Raw genomic sequence first — 15,165 nt, 5'->3', positions numbered from 1 at the left:
GAATAAAACGGTGTAAGATAACACTTAATAGCAAAACGTATAATAATTATAACAATTCACTAGAAGTCGTACCTAGGCTAACATTTTTATTTAATTACGGTTAAAAACGCCAAGGAACTTAAAAAGAGGCAACTATGAGCATCATTCGTCAAGAAGACTTAATCAGCAGCGTCGCTGATGCACTTCAATACATCTCGTTTTATCATCCACTTGATTTTATACAGGCTTTAGAAAAAGCTTACAACAAGGAGCAGAGCCAAGCTGCTAAAGATGCGATCGCGCAAATTCTTATCAACTCCAGAATGTCAGCAGAGGGGCGTCGTCCTATCTGCCAAGACACCGGCATTGTAACGTGTTTTGTTAAAATTGGTATGAATGTGCAATGGGAAAGTGATCTCACTGTGCAACAGATGGTTGATGAAGGCGTACGTCAAGCTTATACAAACCCGGATAACCCATTACGAGCTTCTGTAGTTGCGGATCCTGCGGGTCGTCGAATAAATACCAAAGATAATTCACCCGCGGTGGTGCATATCGACATGGTACCAGGCGATCAGGTCGAGATTCAGATTGCTGCAAAAGGCGGTGGTTCTGAAAACAAAACCAAAATGGTCATGCTAAATCCATCCGATGATGTGGCTGAGTGGGTAGAGAAAACTCTGCCACTAATGGGAGCGGGCTGGTGTCCACCGGGTATGCTTGGGATAGGTATTGGTGGTACGGCTGAAAAAGCGGCAGTGCTAGCCAAAGAGTCCTTAATGGAACATATTGATATCAATGAACTGATGGCGCGTGGCCCTCAAAATGCTGAAGAGGAGATGCGTTTAGATATTTTTGAACGTGTTAATGATTTGGGTATAGGGGCGCAAGGCCTTGGTGGGTTAACCACCGTTTTAGATGTGAAAATAAAAACGGCGCCCACTCATGCCGCGTCAAAACCGGTTTGTATGATTCCAAATTGCGCAGCAACCAGACACGTACATTTTACGCTTGATGGTTCAGGTCCAGCGACACTGACGCCACCGAAACTTGAAGAGTGGCCAGAAGTCACATGGGAAGTGGGTGATAATGTTCGTCGAGTGAATCTCGATGAGATATCTAAAGCTGATGTACAAGAGTGGAAGACCGGCGAAACGGTACTCTTATCTGGCAAAATCCTGACTGGACGAGATGCCGCTCACAAACGAATACAAGGTATGATAGAGCGTGGTGAAGGGCTTCCTGATGGGGTCGATTTTGCTAACCGCTTTATCTATTACGTTGGCCCAGTAGATGCTGTCGGTGATGAAGTCGTAGGACCGGCTGGACCTACAACCTCAACGCGAATGGATAAATTTACCGACTTGATGTTGGGTGAGCTTGGATTAACAGGCATGATCGGTAAAGCTGAGCGAGGTCCAGAAACCGTTGAATCGATTAAACAGAATAAAGCAGTTTATCTGATGGCTGTTGGTGGGGCTGCATATCTAGTTTCAAAAGCGATTAAAACAGCTCGAGTTGTGGCGTTTGAAGATCTCGGTATGGAAGCTATCTATGAATTTGATGTGGTTGATATGCCAGTGACTGTTGCGGTAGATGCATCTGGCGCCAATGCCCACCAAATTGGCCCTGATACCTGGAAAGTAAAAATCGCTGAAATGAAAAAATAGAGCAATAAATCATCATATTTATTGGTTAGATAATAAAGGAGAGCTAATAGGCTCTCTTTTTTTTTAATATATTGAATTTATGCACGTTAATTGTGGTTATAGTGTTCATTTTGAACTATTTTAAGTGTAGCCATGTTGATATCAAACAATAGAGTAAGCCATATGCATCACAGTACTTTCCAAGGGACATGATAAGATGAAGTTAAATAAAGTGATATTGATACTACTCTGTACAGGATTGCTGTGGGGATGTGGTAAAAAAGAAGTTGTCATTCCTGAACCTGACTCTCGTCCAGCAAAGCTGTTCACTGTCTCTGTCGGCCAACATTCCACTACACGTACTTTCCCCGCATTAGTTGAAGCAGGCGATAAAGCGATCTTAGCATTTAGAGTTCCAGGTCAACTATATAAAGTGAATATCAAGTCTGGACAACATGTCTCTAAGGGGGAAGTGTTAGCTGAACTCAATCCGGATGAGTTCACATTACTTTATAAACAAGCCAAAGCACGATACCAATTGATATTTGTACAGTATGAGCGAATGGAGAAACTGAGAAAAGACCAAGTTATCTCAGAGCAAGATTTCGATACTGCTAAGGCCGCGTTAAGTGAGTCTAAATCGATGCTCGATCAGGCAAAGGCTAATCTTGATTATACTCAGTTAATTGCGCCATATGACGGAGATATTTCGTTAATGCTCATCGACAATCACGAATTTGTCGCAGCGAAGCAAAATGCTATGCATATTCAAACAAATGACATTTTAAGCATTGTTTTCCAGCTGCCTGATAATCTTTTTCATCGCTTTGCATTTAGTGATGACATTACTGCTGAGGTGATTTTTGATGCATTCCCTGGTAAACGGTTTGAGGTTGAATTTCAAGAGATCGATACAGAAGCCGATGTGAAAACAGCAAGTTATAAAGTGACCATGGTTATGGAACGCCCTGAAACCTTAGGTGTTCTCCCTGGGATGTCGGCACAAATACATGCATTAGTACCACGGGGGAAAAATAGTAAAATTCCTTCCACAGCCATCATTAATGATGAACAGGGAACTTGGGTATGGAAAGTGAATTCAGATAATCGAGTGGAAAGAATCAAAGTAGACATCGATAAGCATCACCAGATCACTGGCGGCTTAAATGACGGAGACAAAATAGTGATGACTGGCGTGTCTGGGTTAGTCGATAATATGCAAATTCATGAGTGGATCAAAGAGAGAGGGTTGTAATATGAGAACTCAACATATCATGACCCTTTTATTCGCCATTGTTGTTACTGGCTGCGGTCAAGCCCCAGAGCAAAAAGAACTGACAGTCCCGATTGTAAAGACAATAACGATTGATGACAGTGCCCCATTAGGGAAAATATACTTTCCGGCTGTTGCTGCTGCCGCTGACCGTGCACAATTAAGCTTCAGGGTTTCAGGAGAGATAAATGAACTTAACGTCAAAGCGGGTGACTTTGTCTCTAAGGGCGATGTTATTGCTGCGTTAGATCCTAATGATTACAAATTAGCTGTTGACAACTCTCGAGCACGATTTAGTGCCGCAGATACAAAATATGTCCGTTCAAAAAAGCTGGTGACAAAAGGGTTGCTTGCAAAATCTCAATTTGATGAATTAGCAGCTGAGCGTCAGATTGCGTTAGCGGAACTTGAGATCGCTAAATTGAACTTAAGCTTTACCGAGTTAAAGGCGCCGATGGATGGCATTATTTCTCGTGTTTCAGTTGAGCAATTTGAGAATATTCAGGTTGCTCAACAAATTGTGAATATTCATAACAAAGATAGTGTGGATATTACCATTCAGGTACCTGATAAACTCTATTCAAAACACCCTAATACAGTCGGAGTTGAAGATGTAGTGGCGTTAGTCATTACTGATGATGGAGAGTCATATCCAGCAAGAATTAAAGAATTTACGATGGAGCCAGATCCTGATCTTGGTTCGTTTTTGATGACACTCACTATGCCAATGCCTGAAGATAAATTCATTTTAGATGGAATGGCCGTTGATGTTACAGCAGACAATAGTGATATGAAAATATTGCAAAATCGTGGTTTTACCTTACCGGTAGAAGCGCTATTTAATGGTGATGGCGATGAACTACTAAAAAGTGAAAAATATGTGTGGTTGGTTGATGATAACAGCGTGGCGCATAAGACTCGAGTGGTAACCGAAAAGATGAATAGCGATGGGATCCGAGTTTTGGAGGGTATTAAAATTGGCGACCGTGTCGTTACAGCAGGCCTTGCTGTTTTGCAAGATGGATTAAAAGTATCACAACTCACTTCGGAGGCTAAATAATGAAGCAGGGAATTGCCGCATACTTTATTAACAATAAAGTTATTAGTTGGATGCTTACACTCATATTCATTATTGGAGGTACTTCCGCTTTCTTTGAACTTGGCCGTTTGGAAGATCCTGCTTTTACCATTAAAGATGCCATGGTTGTTACCAACTATCCTGGGGCGACACCGGTTCAAGTTGAAGAGGAGGTTACTTATCCACTTGAAAAAGCGATTCAACAGCTAAGTTATGTGGATGAAGTCAATTCAATTTCAAGTCGAGGTTTATCTCAAATAACCGTCACAATGAAAAATAACTATGGGCCAGATGACCTTCCACAAATCTGGGATGAATTGCGCCGCAAAGTAAGCGATCTACAGGGGCAACTTCCTCCAGGGGTTTCAACGCCACAAGTCATTGATGATTTCGGGGATGTATATGGAATCATGTTAGCCATTACTGGGGAAGGATACTCTTACAAAGAGTTACTCGATTATGTTGATTACATGAGACGAGAACTCGAACTCGTTAACGGAGTCAGTAAAGTATCCGTATCCGGTGCCCAGCAAGAGCAAGTGTTCATTGAAATATCAATGAAGCGATTGAGCAGCTTGGGGCTAGCGCCAACAACTATCTATAACTTGCTCTCTACTCAAAATGTGGTTTCAAGTGCTGGTGCAGTTAAAATTGGTAGTGAATATATTCAAATACATCCCACTGGTGAGTTTACGAATGTTGACCAGCTTGGTGACCTGATTATTACTGAAGGCGGAGCTCAAGGTCTCATCTACCTAAAAGATGTCGCGAATATCACACGTGACTATGTGGAAGTACCAAATAACATCATTAACTTTAAAGGTAATGTTGCTCTTAATATGGGTGTTTCATTTAGTGATGGTGTGAACGTAGTTGAAATTGGTAAGTTGGTTGACTATCGTATTGCAGAATTGAAAGGTCAACAACCGATTGGTATAGAAATAGGAGAGATCTACAGCCAGCCTAAAGAGGTAGAAAAGTCAGTAAGTAGCTTTGTGATCAGCTTAGCTCAAGCCGTCGCCATTGTTATTATTGTATTACTGTTTTTTATGGGCATACGCTCTGGCCTTCTTATCGGGTTAATATTATTAGTGACGGTATTGGGTACATTTGTATTCATGAAGTACTATCAAATTGACTTACAACGTATCTCACTAGGGGCTTTAGTTATCGCTTTAGGTATGCTGGTGGACAACGCTATCGTAGTTGTCGAAGGAATACTGATAGGTATGCAAAAAGGGCGAACACGACTTCAAGCTGCTGGGGATATCGTGACTCAAACTAAATGGCCTTTACTGGGTGCTACGGTGATTGCAGTAACAGCGTTTGCTCCAATTGGTTTGTCAGCAGATGCGACAGGCGAATATTGCGGCACCTTATTTACTGTTCTGCTTATCTCACTGATGCTGAGTTGGTTTACCGCTATTTCGTTAACACCCTTTTTTGCTTCACTGTTTTTTAAAGAGCAGACAGGTACTTTGTCTGGGAGTGACGAAGAGAACAATCCGTATAACGGTATGCTGTTTGTGGTATATCAGAAGTTCCTGATGTTATGTATGAAGCGTTCTTGGCTTACAGTCGTTTTATTATTGGTCGCACTTGGCGCAAGTATTGTCGGTTTTGGTCAAGTAAAACAGGCTTTCTTCCCATCATCTACGACACCGATGTTTATGGTCGATGTATGGATGCCAGAAGGAACGGATATCCGAAGCACCAATACCAAATTAAAGGCGCTGGAGAGCTGGTTATTAGACCGTGATGAGGTAGAGCATGTAACAACTACTGCAGGTAAAGGCTTACAGCGTTTTATGCTTACCTATGCCCCTGAAAAAAGTTACGCCGCTTATGGTGAGATTATTACTCGAGTGAAAAACTATGAAGAACTCGGAGCATTAATGAGCAGTTTTAGGGAACATATGCAAATGACGTTCCCTGAAATCCAGTTTAAGCTTAAACTCATTGAATTAGGTCCCGGTGGAGGGGCGAAAGTTGAAGCTCGTGTCGTCGGGTCTGATCCAACTATTTTAAGAGGATTAGCTTCTCAAATATCTGAGATCATGAGAGAAGATATTGGTGCTACCAATGTTAGACACAATTGGCGTGAAAGAACCAAAATATTGACACCTGACTTTAATGAGAGTCAAGCGAGACGATATGGTATTACCAAATCAGATGTTGATGAGTTACTTGAGATGGCTTTCTCTGGTAAAGCAGTCGGTGTCTATCGCGATGGAACCACGTTAATGCCAATCATGGCACGTTTGCCAGAAGAGGAACGCGTTGATATTAATAGTATAGAAGGGATGAAAATTTGGAGCCCAGCACTTTCAACATTTATTCCTCTACAACAAGTTATTCTAGATTATGACGTGATATGGGAAGATCCATTAATTGTGCGTAAAAACCGTAAACGTATGCTAACTGTTATGGCTGACCAAGATCTTTTGGGTGAAGAGACGGCTGCCACCCTGCAAAAGCGATTACAACCTAAAATTGAAGCGATTGATTTCCCCCCTGGTTACTCACTAGAGTGGGGTGGAGAGTACGAGTCTTCACGCGATGCACAAGAATCGCTCTTTCAAACAATGCCATTGGGCTATCTGTTTATGTTCTTAATTACTGTCTTTCTATTTAATTCAGTCAAGGAGCCATTGATTGTATGGTTAACTGTGCCACTGGCATTGATTGGAGTGACGTCAGGGCTGTTGTTGTTTGATACACCGTTCGGTTTTATGGCACTACTCGGCTTTTTAAGTTTGACAGGTATGCTACTAAAAAATGGGATTGTGTTACTGGACCAAATTGAGATCGAAATGCGGACAGGAAAAGACCCATACAAAGCGATTATCGATGCGGCATTAAGCCGGGTAAGACCGGTTTGTATGGCGGCAGTAACAACAATTTTAGGGATGATTCCGCTGCTACCTGATACCTTCTTTAAACCAATGGCAGTAACGATTATGTTTGGATTAGGTTTTGCAACGGTGCTGACTCTGATTGTGGTGCCCGTTCTGTATCGTATGTTCCATAAGATAAAGATCACTCACGCCTAATAGTGGGATTGATATCGGAGATAATATGAAAAAGAGCAGCTTTAGCTGCTCTTTTTTATGGTTAGGAGTGAATTAGAGGGTGAAGCGATGAACAAGCTCATTTTGTTGATTGGCTTGATGATTTAAACGGAGGCTTATTCCAGATATCTTATTCATTGCTTCATAATTTAAATCCGCAATATGGCTGATCTCTTCTAAATTTTGAGCAATGTCTGAACTCGTCACACTCTGTTCGTCGGCAGCTTGAGATATATGACTGCTCAGATGGCTAATTTCTATGATTAAAGATTGAATCTCTTCCATTGAGTGGTTGGCATTGGAGGCTTGTGTGACACTCTGCGACATCTCATTAACGCAGCTCTGAATAACGCTGCTGGTGATTTTTGAACTGGTTTGAAGGCTATGGATCATCGATTCAATTTCAGACGTTGAGTTGGCGGTCTTTTGAGCCAAGACTCTGACCTCGTCTGCAACGACAGCAAAGCCTCGACCTTGTTCTCCTGCACGAGCGGCTTCAATGGCCGCGTTCAGTGCCAATAGATTGGTCTGTTCGGCTATACTCCTGATGACATCGAGAATTGAGCCAATGTCGCTACTCACTTGTTGCAACACATTAACCGCATCTACAGACTCATCTAATCGGGTAGAGAGTTGGCTGATCGTTGCAATATTAGCACTCATGATCTGTCGGCCCGAATCGGCAGCCTTTTCAACCGCCTTGACTTTATCGAGTGAGTGCTGAGAGCTATGGGCAATTTCGGTGACTGAGTGTTGCATTTGTGTCATCGCAGTGGCGGCAAGTGTCGTTTTTTCACGTTGTTCATCGAGACGTTGATTTGCTTTCTCTGTAATGGTTGTATTGGTGGATGAAACATCAATTAATTGGTCAGAACCTGCATTTATATCATTGAGAATACGTTGTAAGTGATCAGATAGTGTATTGATATGAATTGCGATTTTTGTGAATTCTGACTTCTTTTTTGTTTCAATTCGTCTGGTCATATCGCCGTTAGTTAGGTCTTCAAGAGCACGCAATATTCCTGTGATTGGTGATCGGACGCTATGAGCAAGGTGATAGCCAATTGCAATGGCAAACAGAGAGACGACGAGTCCAAGCGCAAATGCTCGCAGGGTTGCTTGTTCGTAAATACGATCTGCTTGAGATAAGCTCTCTGACATGGTTTGATTAGCAACTGCATTGAAGCTGCCTAGGAGCTGGAGAGCTTCGTTAATATCGGCTGCTAAGCTTGCAATATTGGCATAAAGTAGGTTTTGAGCTTCTAGATAATCGGCGTGAGCATTCAATACTCCACCTTTTTTACCCACATCTAATGCAAACTTTTCAACGGTCTTATCAAAGATAGGTTTTAATTCAGGAAGCTGCGAAACGAGAGAGCGATATGCGTAACGTAATTGAGTTACTGCTCGTTTGTTATTCTTAACTGCCTGTTTAACACTGATCAGGTCACTGCTTGCCAGTGCATCTGAGGTGACATCTTCCGCGTCTTTAAGTTTGGCAAAATAACTTTTTGCCATGAATTTTACTGCAACATTATCTTGCTTCTCAATGTACTCCTTCATTTGGATTTTTAATTGGGTATGAAGTTGCTGAAATTGACGAGAAGCGGTTTGAACATTGTCACTGGCTAGGAGCAGTCGTTGATAATTCTCCATTGCTATTTGGGCCTGTTCAACATAGCGTTGCTCGATGGTATTCAGGAGGGTGACTTTGTCGTTGAGCACCTCATTACCGATAGTGATAGTTTGTAACTGCATGAAAGAGGAGAGGTATTGCTGTTGGGCGTCAATAAAGCTGTCTCGATGTGATGACATTCTTGAGGGATCTCGGCTGGTTAAAAAATCTTTGAATGCTTTGTCAGTGGCCAACAATTTTACGGTGGTTTGATTTGATATTGTCACTAAAGGGAACGAAGTGCTCGTGACTGTCTGTAATTGATTATTAATGTGTTTTGTACCACTGAGCATTATTGCGACCGTTGCAATAAACAGACAAACGATCAGTGCAAAGCCTGCATACATTCTGACGATGACTGAATTAACCATATCCATGTAACCTCCTGATTTATATATAAATCGGTCTGTACAACAAATCCTTTTGGTATTACAGACTCTACCCTCACTTAATTCACGTCGTAAATTAAGTGAGGTTAGAGTACGTCAATTGATGATTTTATAAATATATATTGCTCAAGTTGTGATCTTTATTTACCCAATCTACCTATTTTGTTCATTTTGGTCGTAAAGTGGTGCGGAATTGTACAGTTGTCAAATAGGTCGTTATGCAATTAAATTCAAAGAGGTTTAGTTTTGATTGAGTTTGTTTTACGCCTATCGCATACTGAGTTCATTGATGCAATTAATTGGAGTTAACATTCATGGCGGAAGAAACCATTTTCAGAAAAATCATCGACAAAGAGATCCCAGCAGATATTTTATATCAAGATGATAAAGTGACGGCGTTTCGAGATATTAATCCACGTGCGCCTAGCCATATTCTGATCATTCCGAATAAGTTGATCCCAACAACGAATGATATTATGGAAGAGGATGAGCTGATTATGGGGCGTCTATTTACCGTCGCTAAGAAAATAGCAAAAGAGGAGGGGATTGCTGAAAGTGGTTATCGTCTGATCTTTAACTGTAATCCAGATGGCGGACAAGAGGTGTACCATATTCATATGCACCTACTCGGCGGCAGAGCGTTAGGCCCAATGGTCATCAGCTAGATTGAAACAATGAAGCTTTAAGTGATAGGTTAAAGCTTCTTCATTTACCTCTGGTTACAACTGTTTTTCTATGTGTTCAAAAACAAACTCAGCAATCCAAGGTTGGGCGATTGCTTTTGGGTGTAAGCCATCTTTTTTCATCCACTCTGGTTTAACAATTACCTGCTCTAGAAAAAAAGGCACAATAGGCGCAGCGTAGGTATCGCTGAGTTCTGGGTAGATTGAACGGAATGCTTTGCTATAACGTTTACCATAATTTGGTGGTACTTCAATCTGCATTAACAGCGGTTTTGCACCAGCTTGATTGATGGTATCTAAAATATCGCTGAGATTCTTTTTGACCGTTGCTGTATGAAACCCCCTTAACCCATCGTTTGCCCCAAGTTCAACTATCACGTATTGTGGATTATGCTGTGCTAACAGTTTAGGCAACCGTGCTAAGCCATTACCTGTGGTATCACCTGAAATACTGCCGTTGACCACTTGAATCTTATGGCCACGGTTATGCAAAATAAGTTCAAGTAGGCTTGGCCAACTCTGTTCAATAGGCATTTGATAACCAGCGCTCAAACTGTCACCCAGTACCAATAAGGTTTTACTGTGTACAGAAAATGAGAGCAGAAAAATTACACATAATGAAAGGAATCGGTTCATGTCTACGTCCGTGATTAAAGCGATATCGGTATCTAAAACGGTGGCAACAGCCTCGTCAACTCTCTCTATATTGCAGGATATTTCGCTGCAGGTCGAGCAGGGAGAAACAATTGCCTTGGTTGGTGTGTCCGGTGCAGGAAAATCGACGCTAATGACCCTGTTAGCGGGTTTAGATGTACCCACTGAAGGCCAAATAGAACTACTTGGCGAACCTATTTCCGATTTGGACGATGAACAACGGGCAAAAATCAGAAGTGACTCCATTGGGTTTGTTTTCCAAAGTTTCCTACTCATACCCTCACTAAATGCGGTGGAAAATGTGCTATTACCTAGCTTAATTAAAGGTGATAATGGGGATTTGCCACGTGCTAATCAACTGCTTGATTTGGTCGGACTGTCAGGAAGAGCGCAACACTTACCGACACAACTTTCAGGAGGCGAGCAGCAACGTGTTGCGTTGGCCCGAGCATTTATGACCAACCCTAAAATACTGTTTGCCGATGAACCGACAGGTAATTTAGATCAGCATACAGCGGCCACTATTACTGACTTACTTTTTGAATTGAATAAAGAGCATGGAACGACCTTAGTACTGGTCACTCACGATCCTCAGCTTGCACAACGCTGTGATAAAACCTTTCGAATTCATGGTGGTATGTTGGAGGCGTCATGAGTGAAAAACAACCTAACTTGCTTTTGAAATGGAGCTGGCGTGAGTTATGGCAAGGTCAGCTATGGCCTGTTGCCGTCGCATTAACCCTTATTATCGCTTGTGTTTTTGCGCTAGCCGCTTTAGTGGTTAGAGTCGAAAAGATCATGACTGACCAAGGACGGACGGCGTTGGCTGCTGATCTTGTGCTGGTGTCAGCCAATCCCATCGAACCAATTCTGTTAGACAATGCCAATGTGCTTGGCTTAACCACGTCACTGCAAACTCGCTTTTCTACTATGTCATTCAGCGATGAGCAAATGCAGTTAGTGAGTGTCAAAGCTGTCGAGTCTACGTATCCGCTTCGAGGCCAACTAAAGCTATCTTCCGTTGATGCTACGCGAGGTTCTGTAAAAGCCGGGGAGCTGTGGTTATCTGAACGGTTATTTTCTCTACTTGAAGTGAAACAAGGCGATCAAGTGGCGATTGGTGATGCCGAATTGCTGGTTTCAGGGGTTATCAAAGAGGACCCTGAGCTGTCGTTTAACCCTTTTAGTCAAATGCCAGCAGTTTTGATCAGTGCCGATGATATTCCTCTGACGGGCGCAGTCCAACTTGGTGGCAGGGTAACATATCGTGTCTACTTCAGTGGCAGTGACACGGCTCTGAAACAACTAAGAGATGGCGTAACATTGAGTGCTGGACAACGTTGGTTAAGTGAATCAACACAAGGGCGGACGGGGGAACTAATTGACCGTGCTAGGCAATACCTCTCATTAACTCTTATCTTAGTGATATTTATGGCAACCGCTACGTTAGTACTGACCTGCCAACACTACACTAACACACGCATTGAAAGTGTGGCTATGATGAAAAGCCTGGGAGCGAGCAAGCAGTGGTTGTGGCTTTGGTTGGCAAGACAGTTGTTGATGTTATTCACTTTATCAACTCTAGTTGGCGTCTCGTTAGGGTGGGGACTTGAGTGGTTGCTGCGCCTGCCACTAGGAGATATTTTACCTGATCCGTTACCTGAGATGGGTTATTCACCTCTGCTTGTCAGTGTGTTAGTTGCACTATTGGTTGCTATCCCTGGAGTCGGTATTTCGATTAATCGCTTGATTGAAACCCCGGCCATTGCTGTTTTTCAAGCGCAAATGTCATGGCGCACACCGAGAAAATCACTACTTCTACTGTTATTGCCTGTTACTGCAACCTTATTTTGGTTCGGTGACAATAAGTTCATGTGGTTAACGGTCTCTGGATTGGTGGTTGTTCTGATTGTGTTAGCCCTGTTGGGTCTGTTGGTCGTCACTCTACTTCGTAAAAAACGCTGGGGACCAGCCCTAACATTAGCACTCAGTAGAATTGGTCGTAGTCCCCTCAATACAGGCGCACAACTAGCGGCACTCACTAGTTCACTGCTGCTACTTTCAGTCATTTGGCTATTACGCACCGATCTATTAGCGGATTGGCAACAAACACTGCCAGCGGACTCTCCTAATGTGTTTGCTATTAATATTGCTCCAGAGCAACAGTCAGATTATATGGCTCAGTTGGATCGAGATAACATTCCACGGTCAGAAGGTTACCCGGTTATTCGAGGGCGCATTGTTTCAATTAATGATCGGCTATTAAACAGCGCTCAAGACCAAGGAGAACAAGAGACAAAAGACAAAGATGAGTCACTGCGTCGTGAGCTTAACTTTACCTGGCGCGAATCTATCCCAATTCATAACCAGTTGCTTGAAGGTGAATGGCAAGAGAGTCAGAGTGTCTCTGTTGAACAAGGTATTGCACAAAGGTTGGGAATTTCATTAGGTGATAGTCTGTTATTCAGTGTTAATAGCCAAATGTTTAGTGCCAAGGTAAGCAGCATTCGGCATGTCGAGTGGCGAAACATGCGTCCAAATTTTTACTTCATTTTCTCACCCGATGTCTTGAAAGAGCTGCCGGTAACTTGGTTACTAAGTTTTCGTATTGAAGCGGATCAAAACGAGGTAGTGAATCAGCTAGCACGTGACTATCCAACCGTGAGCCTATTGGATCTAAGAACCATGGCTGGTCGGATACAACTATTGCTGCAGCAAGTGTCACAATCACTATCTGTGTTGGCCTCTTTGGGGGTCGTTAGTGGCATGTTGTTGGTTTTAACACTATTAAGGTTAAGTGTTTCACAGCGACAACAAGAGATAAAACTTTATCGAACGTTAGGAGCCAGTAGAAAACGAATTGCCGCCACCATCTGGGCAGAGTATGGTCTGATGGCAGTGATTGCTGGAGTTATGGCAACAATTGGAGCAGAAGCTATTGTCGCTAGTTTAATAAAGTGGGGCTTTGAAATGCCCGTACAGCTGCACCCAACCTTATGGGTATCGCTGCCACTGATTGCCATTGTATTGGTTCTTCTCATTATCAGTAGTATGTTAAAAACCTTATTACAAACCTTACGTGGATAATGGGTGGTAAGTTAAGCAAGAGTCAGTAAAATAGCCGAAAATTATTTGAACAAAATATGGAATGCCATTTTGCAGACTCTTGAGCAGCTAACCACAGGTCAACTCAGCCAGGTTACACAGTTACAACTCAGCGAAGGATTGACTGAGTTCCCCCTTGAGATCTTAGAGCTGGCCGATACGTTAGAAGTGCTTGACCTCTCCAACAATCAACTGAGTACGCTACCGGATGAATTTAGTCGTTTGGTTAACCTTAAGATTGTGTTTATGTCGAACAACCTTTTTGACATCTTACCGGAAGTGTTAGGACGCTGTCCTAAACTGGAGATGGTCGGTTTTAAATCTAATACTATTACTACGGTACCTGAAGATTCACTTCCTCTGAATCTACGTTGGTTAATTTTAACCGATAATAACATCGAACAGATGCCCGACTCGTTAGGTGAGCGTCCAAGGCTACAGAAATTAGCACTAGCGGGTAATCAGTTGTCCTCATTACCTACTACCCTAGCTCAAAGCCATAATTTGCAGCTGTTGCGAATTTCGGCAAACCAGTTAATTGAGTTTCCACACCAATTGCTTGACCTGCCTAAGTTGGCTTGGTTAGCTTTTTCGGGTAACCCTTTTTGCCAAGCCTATTCCGATACGAACAGTGTGCCACTTGTGAGCGCCTCTGAGTTAACCTTATTGAATGTATTAGGGAAGGGGGCCTCAGGTGTTATCTCTAAAGCCATATGGACCCATGAAGAACATGCGTTTCCAAAAGAGGTTGCCGTTAAGGTATTTAAAGGGGACGTTACCAGTGATGGTTACCCTGAAGATGAATTACAGTGTTGTTTAGCGGTGGGTGAACACCCTAATTTGGTGAAATCCATTGCTACGATCAACGAGCAAGGTCACTCTGCACTAGTCATGAAACTGATTCCTGAACAGTATGGTAATTTGGCGATGCCGCCTAGCTTAGTCAGTTGCACGAGAGACACCTTTGCGGATGATTTTGTGTTGCCCGTGAGTGATATCGTATCGTTGGTTGAGCAGATGTCTGATGTTCTGTTCCATTTGCACGCTAAACAGGTTAGTCATGGGGATCTTTATGCCCACAATGTGCTGTTTGATGACCAAGCCAATTTGCTGCTTGGAGATTTTGGTGCTTCATCAAGTTATGGGCATTTAGAGGATGGACTGCAACAGAAAATAGAACGGATCGAACTGCGCGCCTTTGGTTACTTTATTGATGATCTTCTTGGTGTCTGTGACGTTGAAGATCAAGACAGCAGTGAGTTTATTCAGTTGCAACATTTGGCTTACCTAAATACCCACCCTTCGATGAGTTAGCTAAATTATAGGTGAACATGATGAAATCAAGGATTGTTGGCTATCATAAAGATGAAGAACAGCACTGGGTCGCTCAACTTGAGTGCGGTCATTTTCAACATGTTCGCCATGATCCACCATGGACTATTCGTGAATGGGTCATGACTGAGAGCGGGCGTAATGCGATGTTAGAAAGTGAATTAAACTGTGTGAAGTGCGATAGAAGTGAACCAAAAGATACGATCTAGACGATAGTTATTTGATATAAACTGAAATATGCGACATTTTATACTGCGCATTAATATATTTTATGCAA

General features: G+C 42.5%; 11 protein-coding genes. 9 read left to right on the top strand and 2 right to left on the bottom strand.

Annotation, left to right across the window (positions count from 1 at the left end):
- Nucleotides 1–134 precede the first annotated feature (134 nt).
- From L4C32_RS15480 to L4C32_RS15465, 4 genes are all read left to right on the top strand, one after another.
- Nucleotides 135–1,649, top strand: a complete 1,515-nt coding sequence (locus tag L4C32_RS15480; protein ID WP_428197795.1) for a fumarate hydratase — start codon at nucleotides 135–137, stop codon at nucleotides 1,647–1,649.
- Nucleotides 1,650–1,845: 196 nt separating this feature from the next.
- Nucleotides 1,846–2,883 carry an efflux RND transporter periplasmic adaptor subunit gene (locus L4C32_RS15475; protein ID WP_428197794.1) on the top strand — a complete coding sequence of 346 codons (1,038 nt, stop codon included), beginning with the start codon at nucleotides 1,846–1,848 and terminating at the stop codon, nucleotides 2,881–2,883.
- A gap of 1 nt (nucleotide 2,884) precedes the next feature.
- Nucleotides 2,885–3,961, top strand: a complete 1,077-nt coding sequence (locus L4C32_RS15470; RefSeq protein ID WP_428197793.1) for an efflux RND transporter periplasmic adaptor subunit — start codon at nucleotides 2,885–2,887, stop codon at nucleotides 3,959–3,961.
- The gene (locus L4C32_RS15465) at nucleotides 3,961–7,032 is read left to right on the top strand and encodes an efflux RND transporter permease subunit (RefSeq protein ID WP_428197792.1); all 3,072 of its coding nucleotides are present in this window, start codon (nucleotides 3,961–3,963) and stop codon (nucleotides 7,030–7,032) included. The genes L4C32_RS15470 and L4C32_RS15465 overlap by 1 nt, the downstream gene beginning before the upstream one ends.
- Before the next feature lie 72 nt (nucleotides 7,033–7,104).
- Here L4C32_RS15465 and L4C32_RS15460 read toward each other — a convergent pair whose 3' ends face one another.
- The gene (locus L4C32_RS15460) at nucleotides 7,105–9,096 is read right to left on the bottom strand and encodes a methyl-accepting chemotaxis protein (protein ID WP_428197799.1); all 1,992 of its coding nucleotides are present in this window, start codon (nucleotides 9,094–9,096) and stop codon (nucleotides 7,105–7,107) included.
- A 332-nt stretch (nucleotides 9,097–9,428) separates the two neighbouring features.
- On the opposite strand from L4C32_RS15460, the gene L4C32_RS15455 reads away from it, so the two are divergent.
- Entirely contained in the window at nucleotides 9,429–9,779 is a 351-nt protein-coding gene (locus L4C32_RS15455; RefSeq protein WP_428197791.1) for an HIT domain-containing protein, read from the top strand.
- 54 nt (nucleotides 9,780–9,833) lie between these two features.
- Here the strand turns inward: L4C32_RS15455 and L4C32_RS15450 are convergent, their stop codons facing one another.
- On the bottom strand, nucleotides 9,834–10,433 hold the full coding sequence (locus L4C32_RS15450; protein WP_428197790.1) for an arylesterase: 600 nt from the start codon (nucleotides 10,431–10,433) through the stop codon (nucleotides 9,834–9,836).
- Between L4C32_RS15450 and L4C32_RS15445 the strand changes: the two genes are divergently transcribed.
- From L4C32_RS15445 to L4C32_RS15430, 4 genes are all read left to right on the top strand, one after another.
- Nucleotides 10,432–11,106, top strand: coding sequence for an ABC transporter ATP-binding protein (locus tag L4C32_RS15445; protein ID WP_428197789.1), 675 nt, complete (start codon nucleotides 10,432–10,434; stop codon nucleotides 11,104–11,106). The genes L4C32_RS15450 and L4C32_RS15445 overlap by 2 nt on opposite strands.
- Nucleotides 11,103–13,538: an ABC transporter permease gene (locus L4C32_RS15440; RefSeq protein ID WP_428197788.1), complete on the top strand. Its 2,436-nt coding sequence runs from the start codon at nucleotides 11,103–11,105 to the stop codon at nucleotides 13,536–13,538. The genes L4C32_RS15445 and L4C32_RS15440 overlap by 4 nt, the downstream gene beginning before the upstream one ends.
- 69 nt (nucleotides 13,539–13,607) lie before the next feature.
- A complete protein-coding gene (locus L4C32_RS15435) occupies nucleotides 13,608–14,870 on the top strand; it encodes a protein kinase (protein WP_428197798.1) in 1,263 nt (420 codons plus the stop codon).
- 20 nt (nucleotides 14,871–14,890) lie between these two features.
- The gene (locus tag L4C32_RS15430; RefSeq protein WP_428197787.1) at nucleotides 14,891–15,097 is read left to right on the top strand and encodes a DUF3565 domain-containing protein; all 207 of its coding nucleotides are present in this window, start codon (nucleotides 14,891–14,893) and stop codon (nucleotides 15,095–15,097) included.
- Nucleotides 15,098–15,165: the final 68 nt, after the last annotated feature.

Source organism: Aliivibrio kagoshimensis, from assembly GCF_050337105.1.
GTDB lineage: Bacteria > Pseudomonadota > Gammaproteobacteria > Enterobacterales > Vibrionaceae > Aliivibrio_A > Aliivibrio_A kagoshimensis.
This window is presented reverse-complemented; position numbering and strand designations above follow the sequence as displayed.

Bases quoted from the DNA above. Each gene is read 5' to 3' on its own strand.
- L4C32_RS15480 (WP_428197795.1), top strand. From the start codon at position 135: ATGAGCATCATTCGTCAAGAAGACTTAATCAGCAGCGTCGCTGATGCA.
- L4C32_RS15475 (WP_428197794.1), top strand. From the start codon at position 1,846: ATGAAGTTAAATAAAGTGATATTGATACTACTCTGTACAGGATTGCTG.
- L4C32_RS15470 (WP_428197793.1), top strand. From the start codon at position 2,885: ATGAGAACTCAACATATCATGACCCTTTTATTCGCCATTGTTGTTACT.
- L4C32_RS15465 (WP_428197792.1), top strand. From the start codon at position 3,961: ATGAAGCAGGGAATTGCCGCATACTTTATTAACAATAAAGTTATTAGT.
- L4C32_RS15460 (WP_428197799.1), bottom strand. From the start codon at position 9,096: ATGGTTAATTCAGTCATCGTCAGAATGTATGCAGGCTTTGCACTGATC.
- L4C32_RS15455 (WP_428197791.1), top strand. From the start codon at position 9,429: ATGGCGGAAGAAACCATTTTCAGAAAAATCATCGACAAAGAGATCCCA.
- L4C32_RS15445 (WP_428197789.1), top strand. From the start codon at position 10,432: ATGTCTACGTCCGTGATTAAAGCGATATCGGTATCTAAAACGGTGGCA.
- L4C32_RS15450 (WP_428197790.1), bottom strand. From the start codon at position 10,433: ATGAACCGATTCCTTTCATTATGTGTAATTTTTCTGCTCTCATTTTCT.
- L4C32_RS15440 (WP_428197788.1), top strand. From the start codon at position 11,103: ATGAGTGAAAAACAACCTAACTTGCTTTTGAAATGGAGCTGGCGTGAG.
- L4C32_RS15430 (WP_428197787.1), top strand. From the start codon at position 14,891: ATGAAATCAAGGATTGTTGGCTATCATAAAGATGAAGAACAGCACTGG.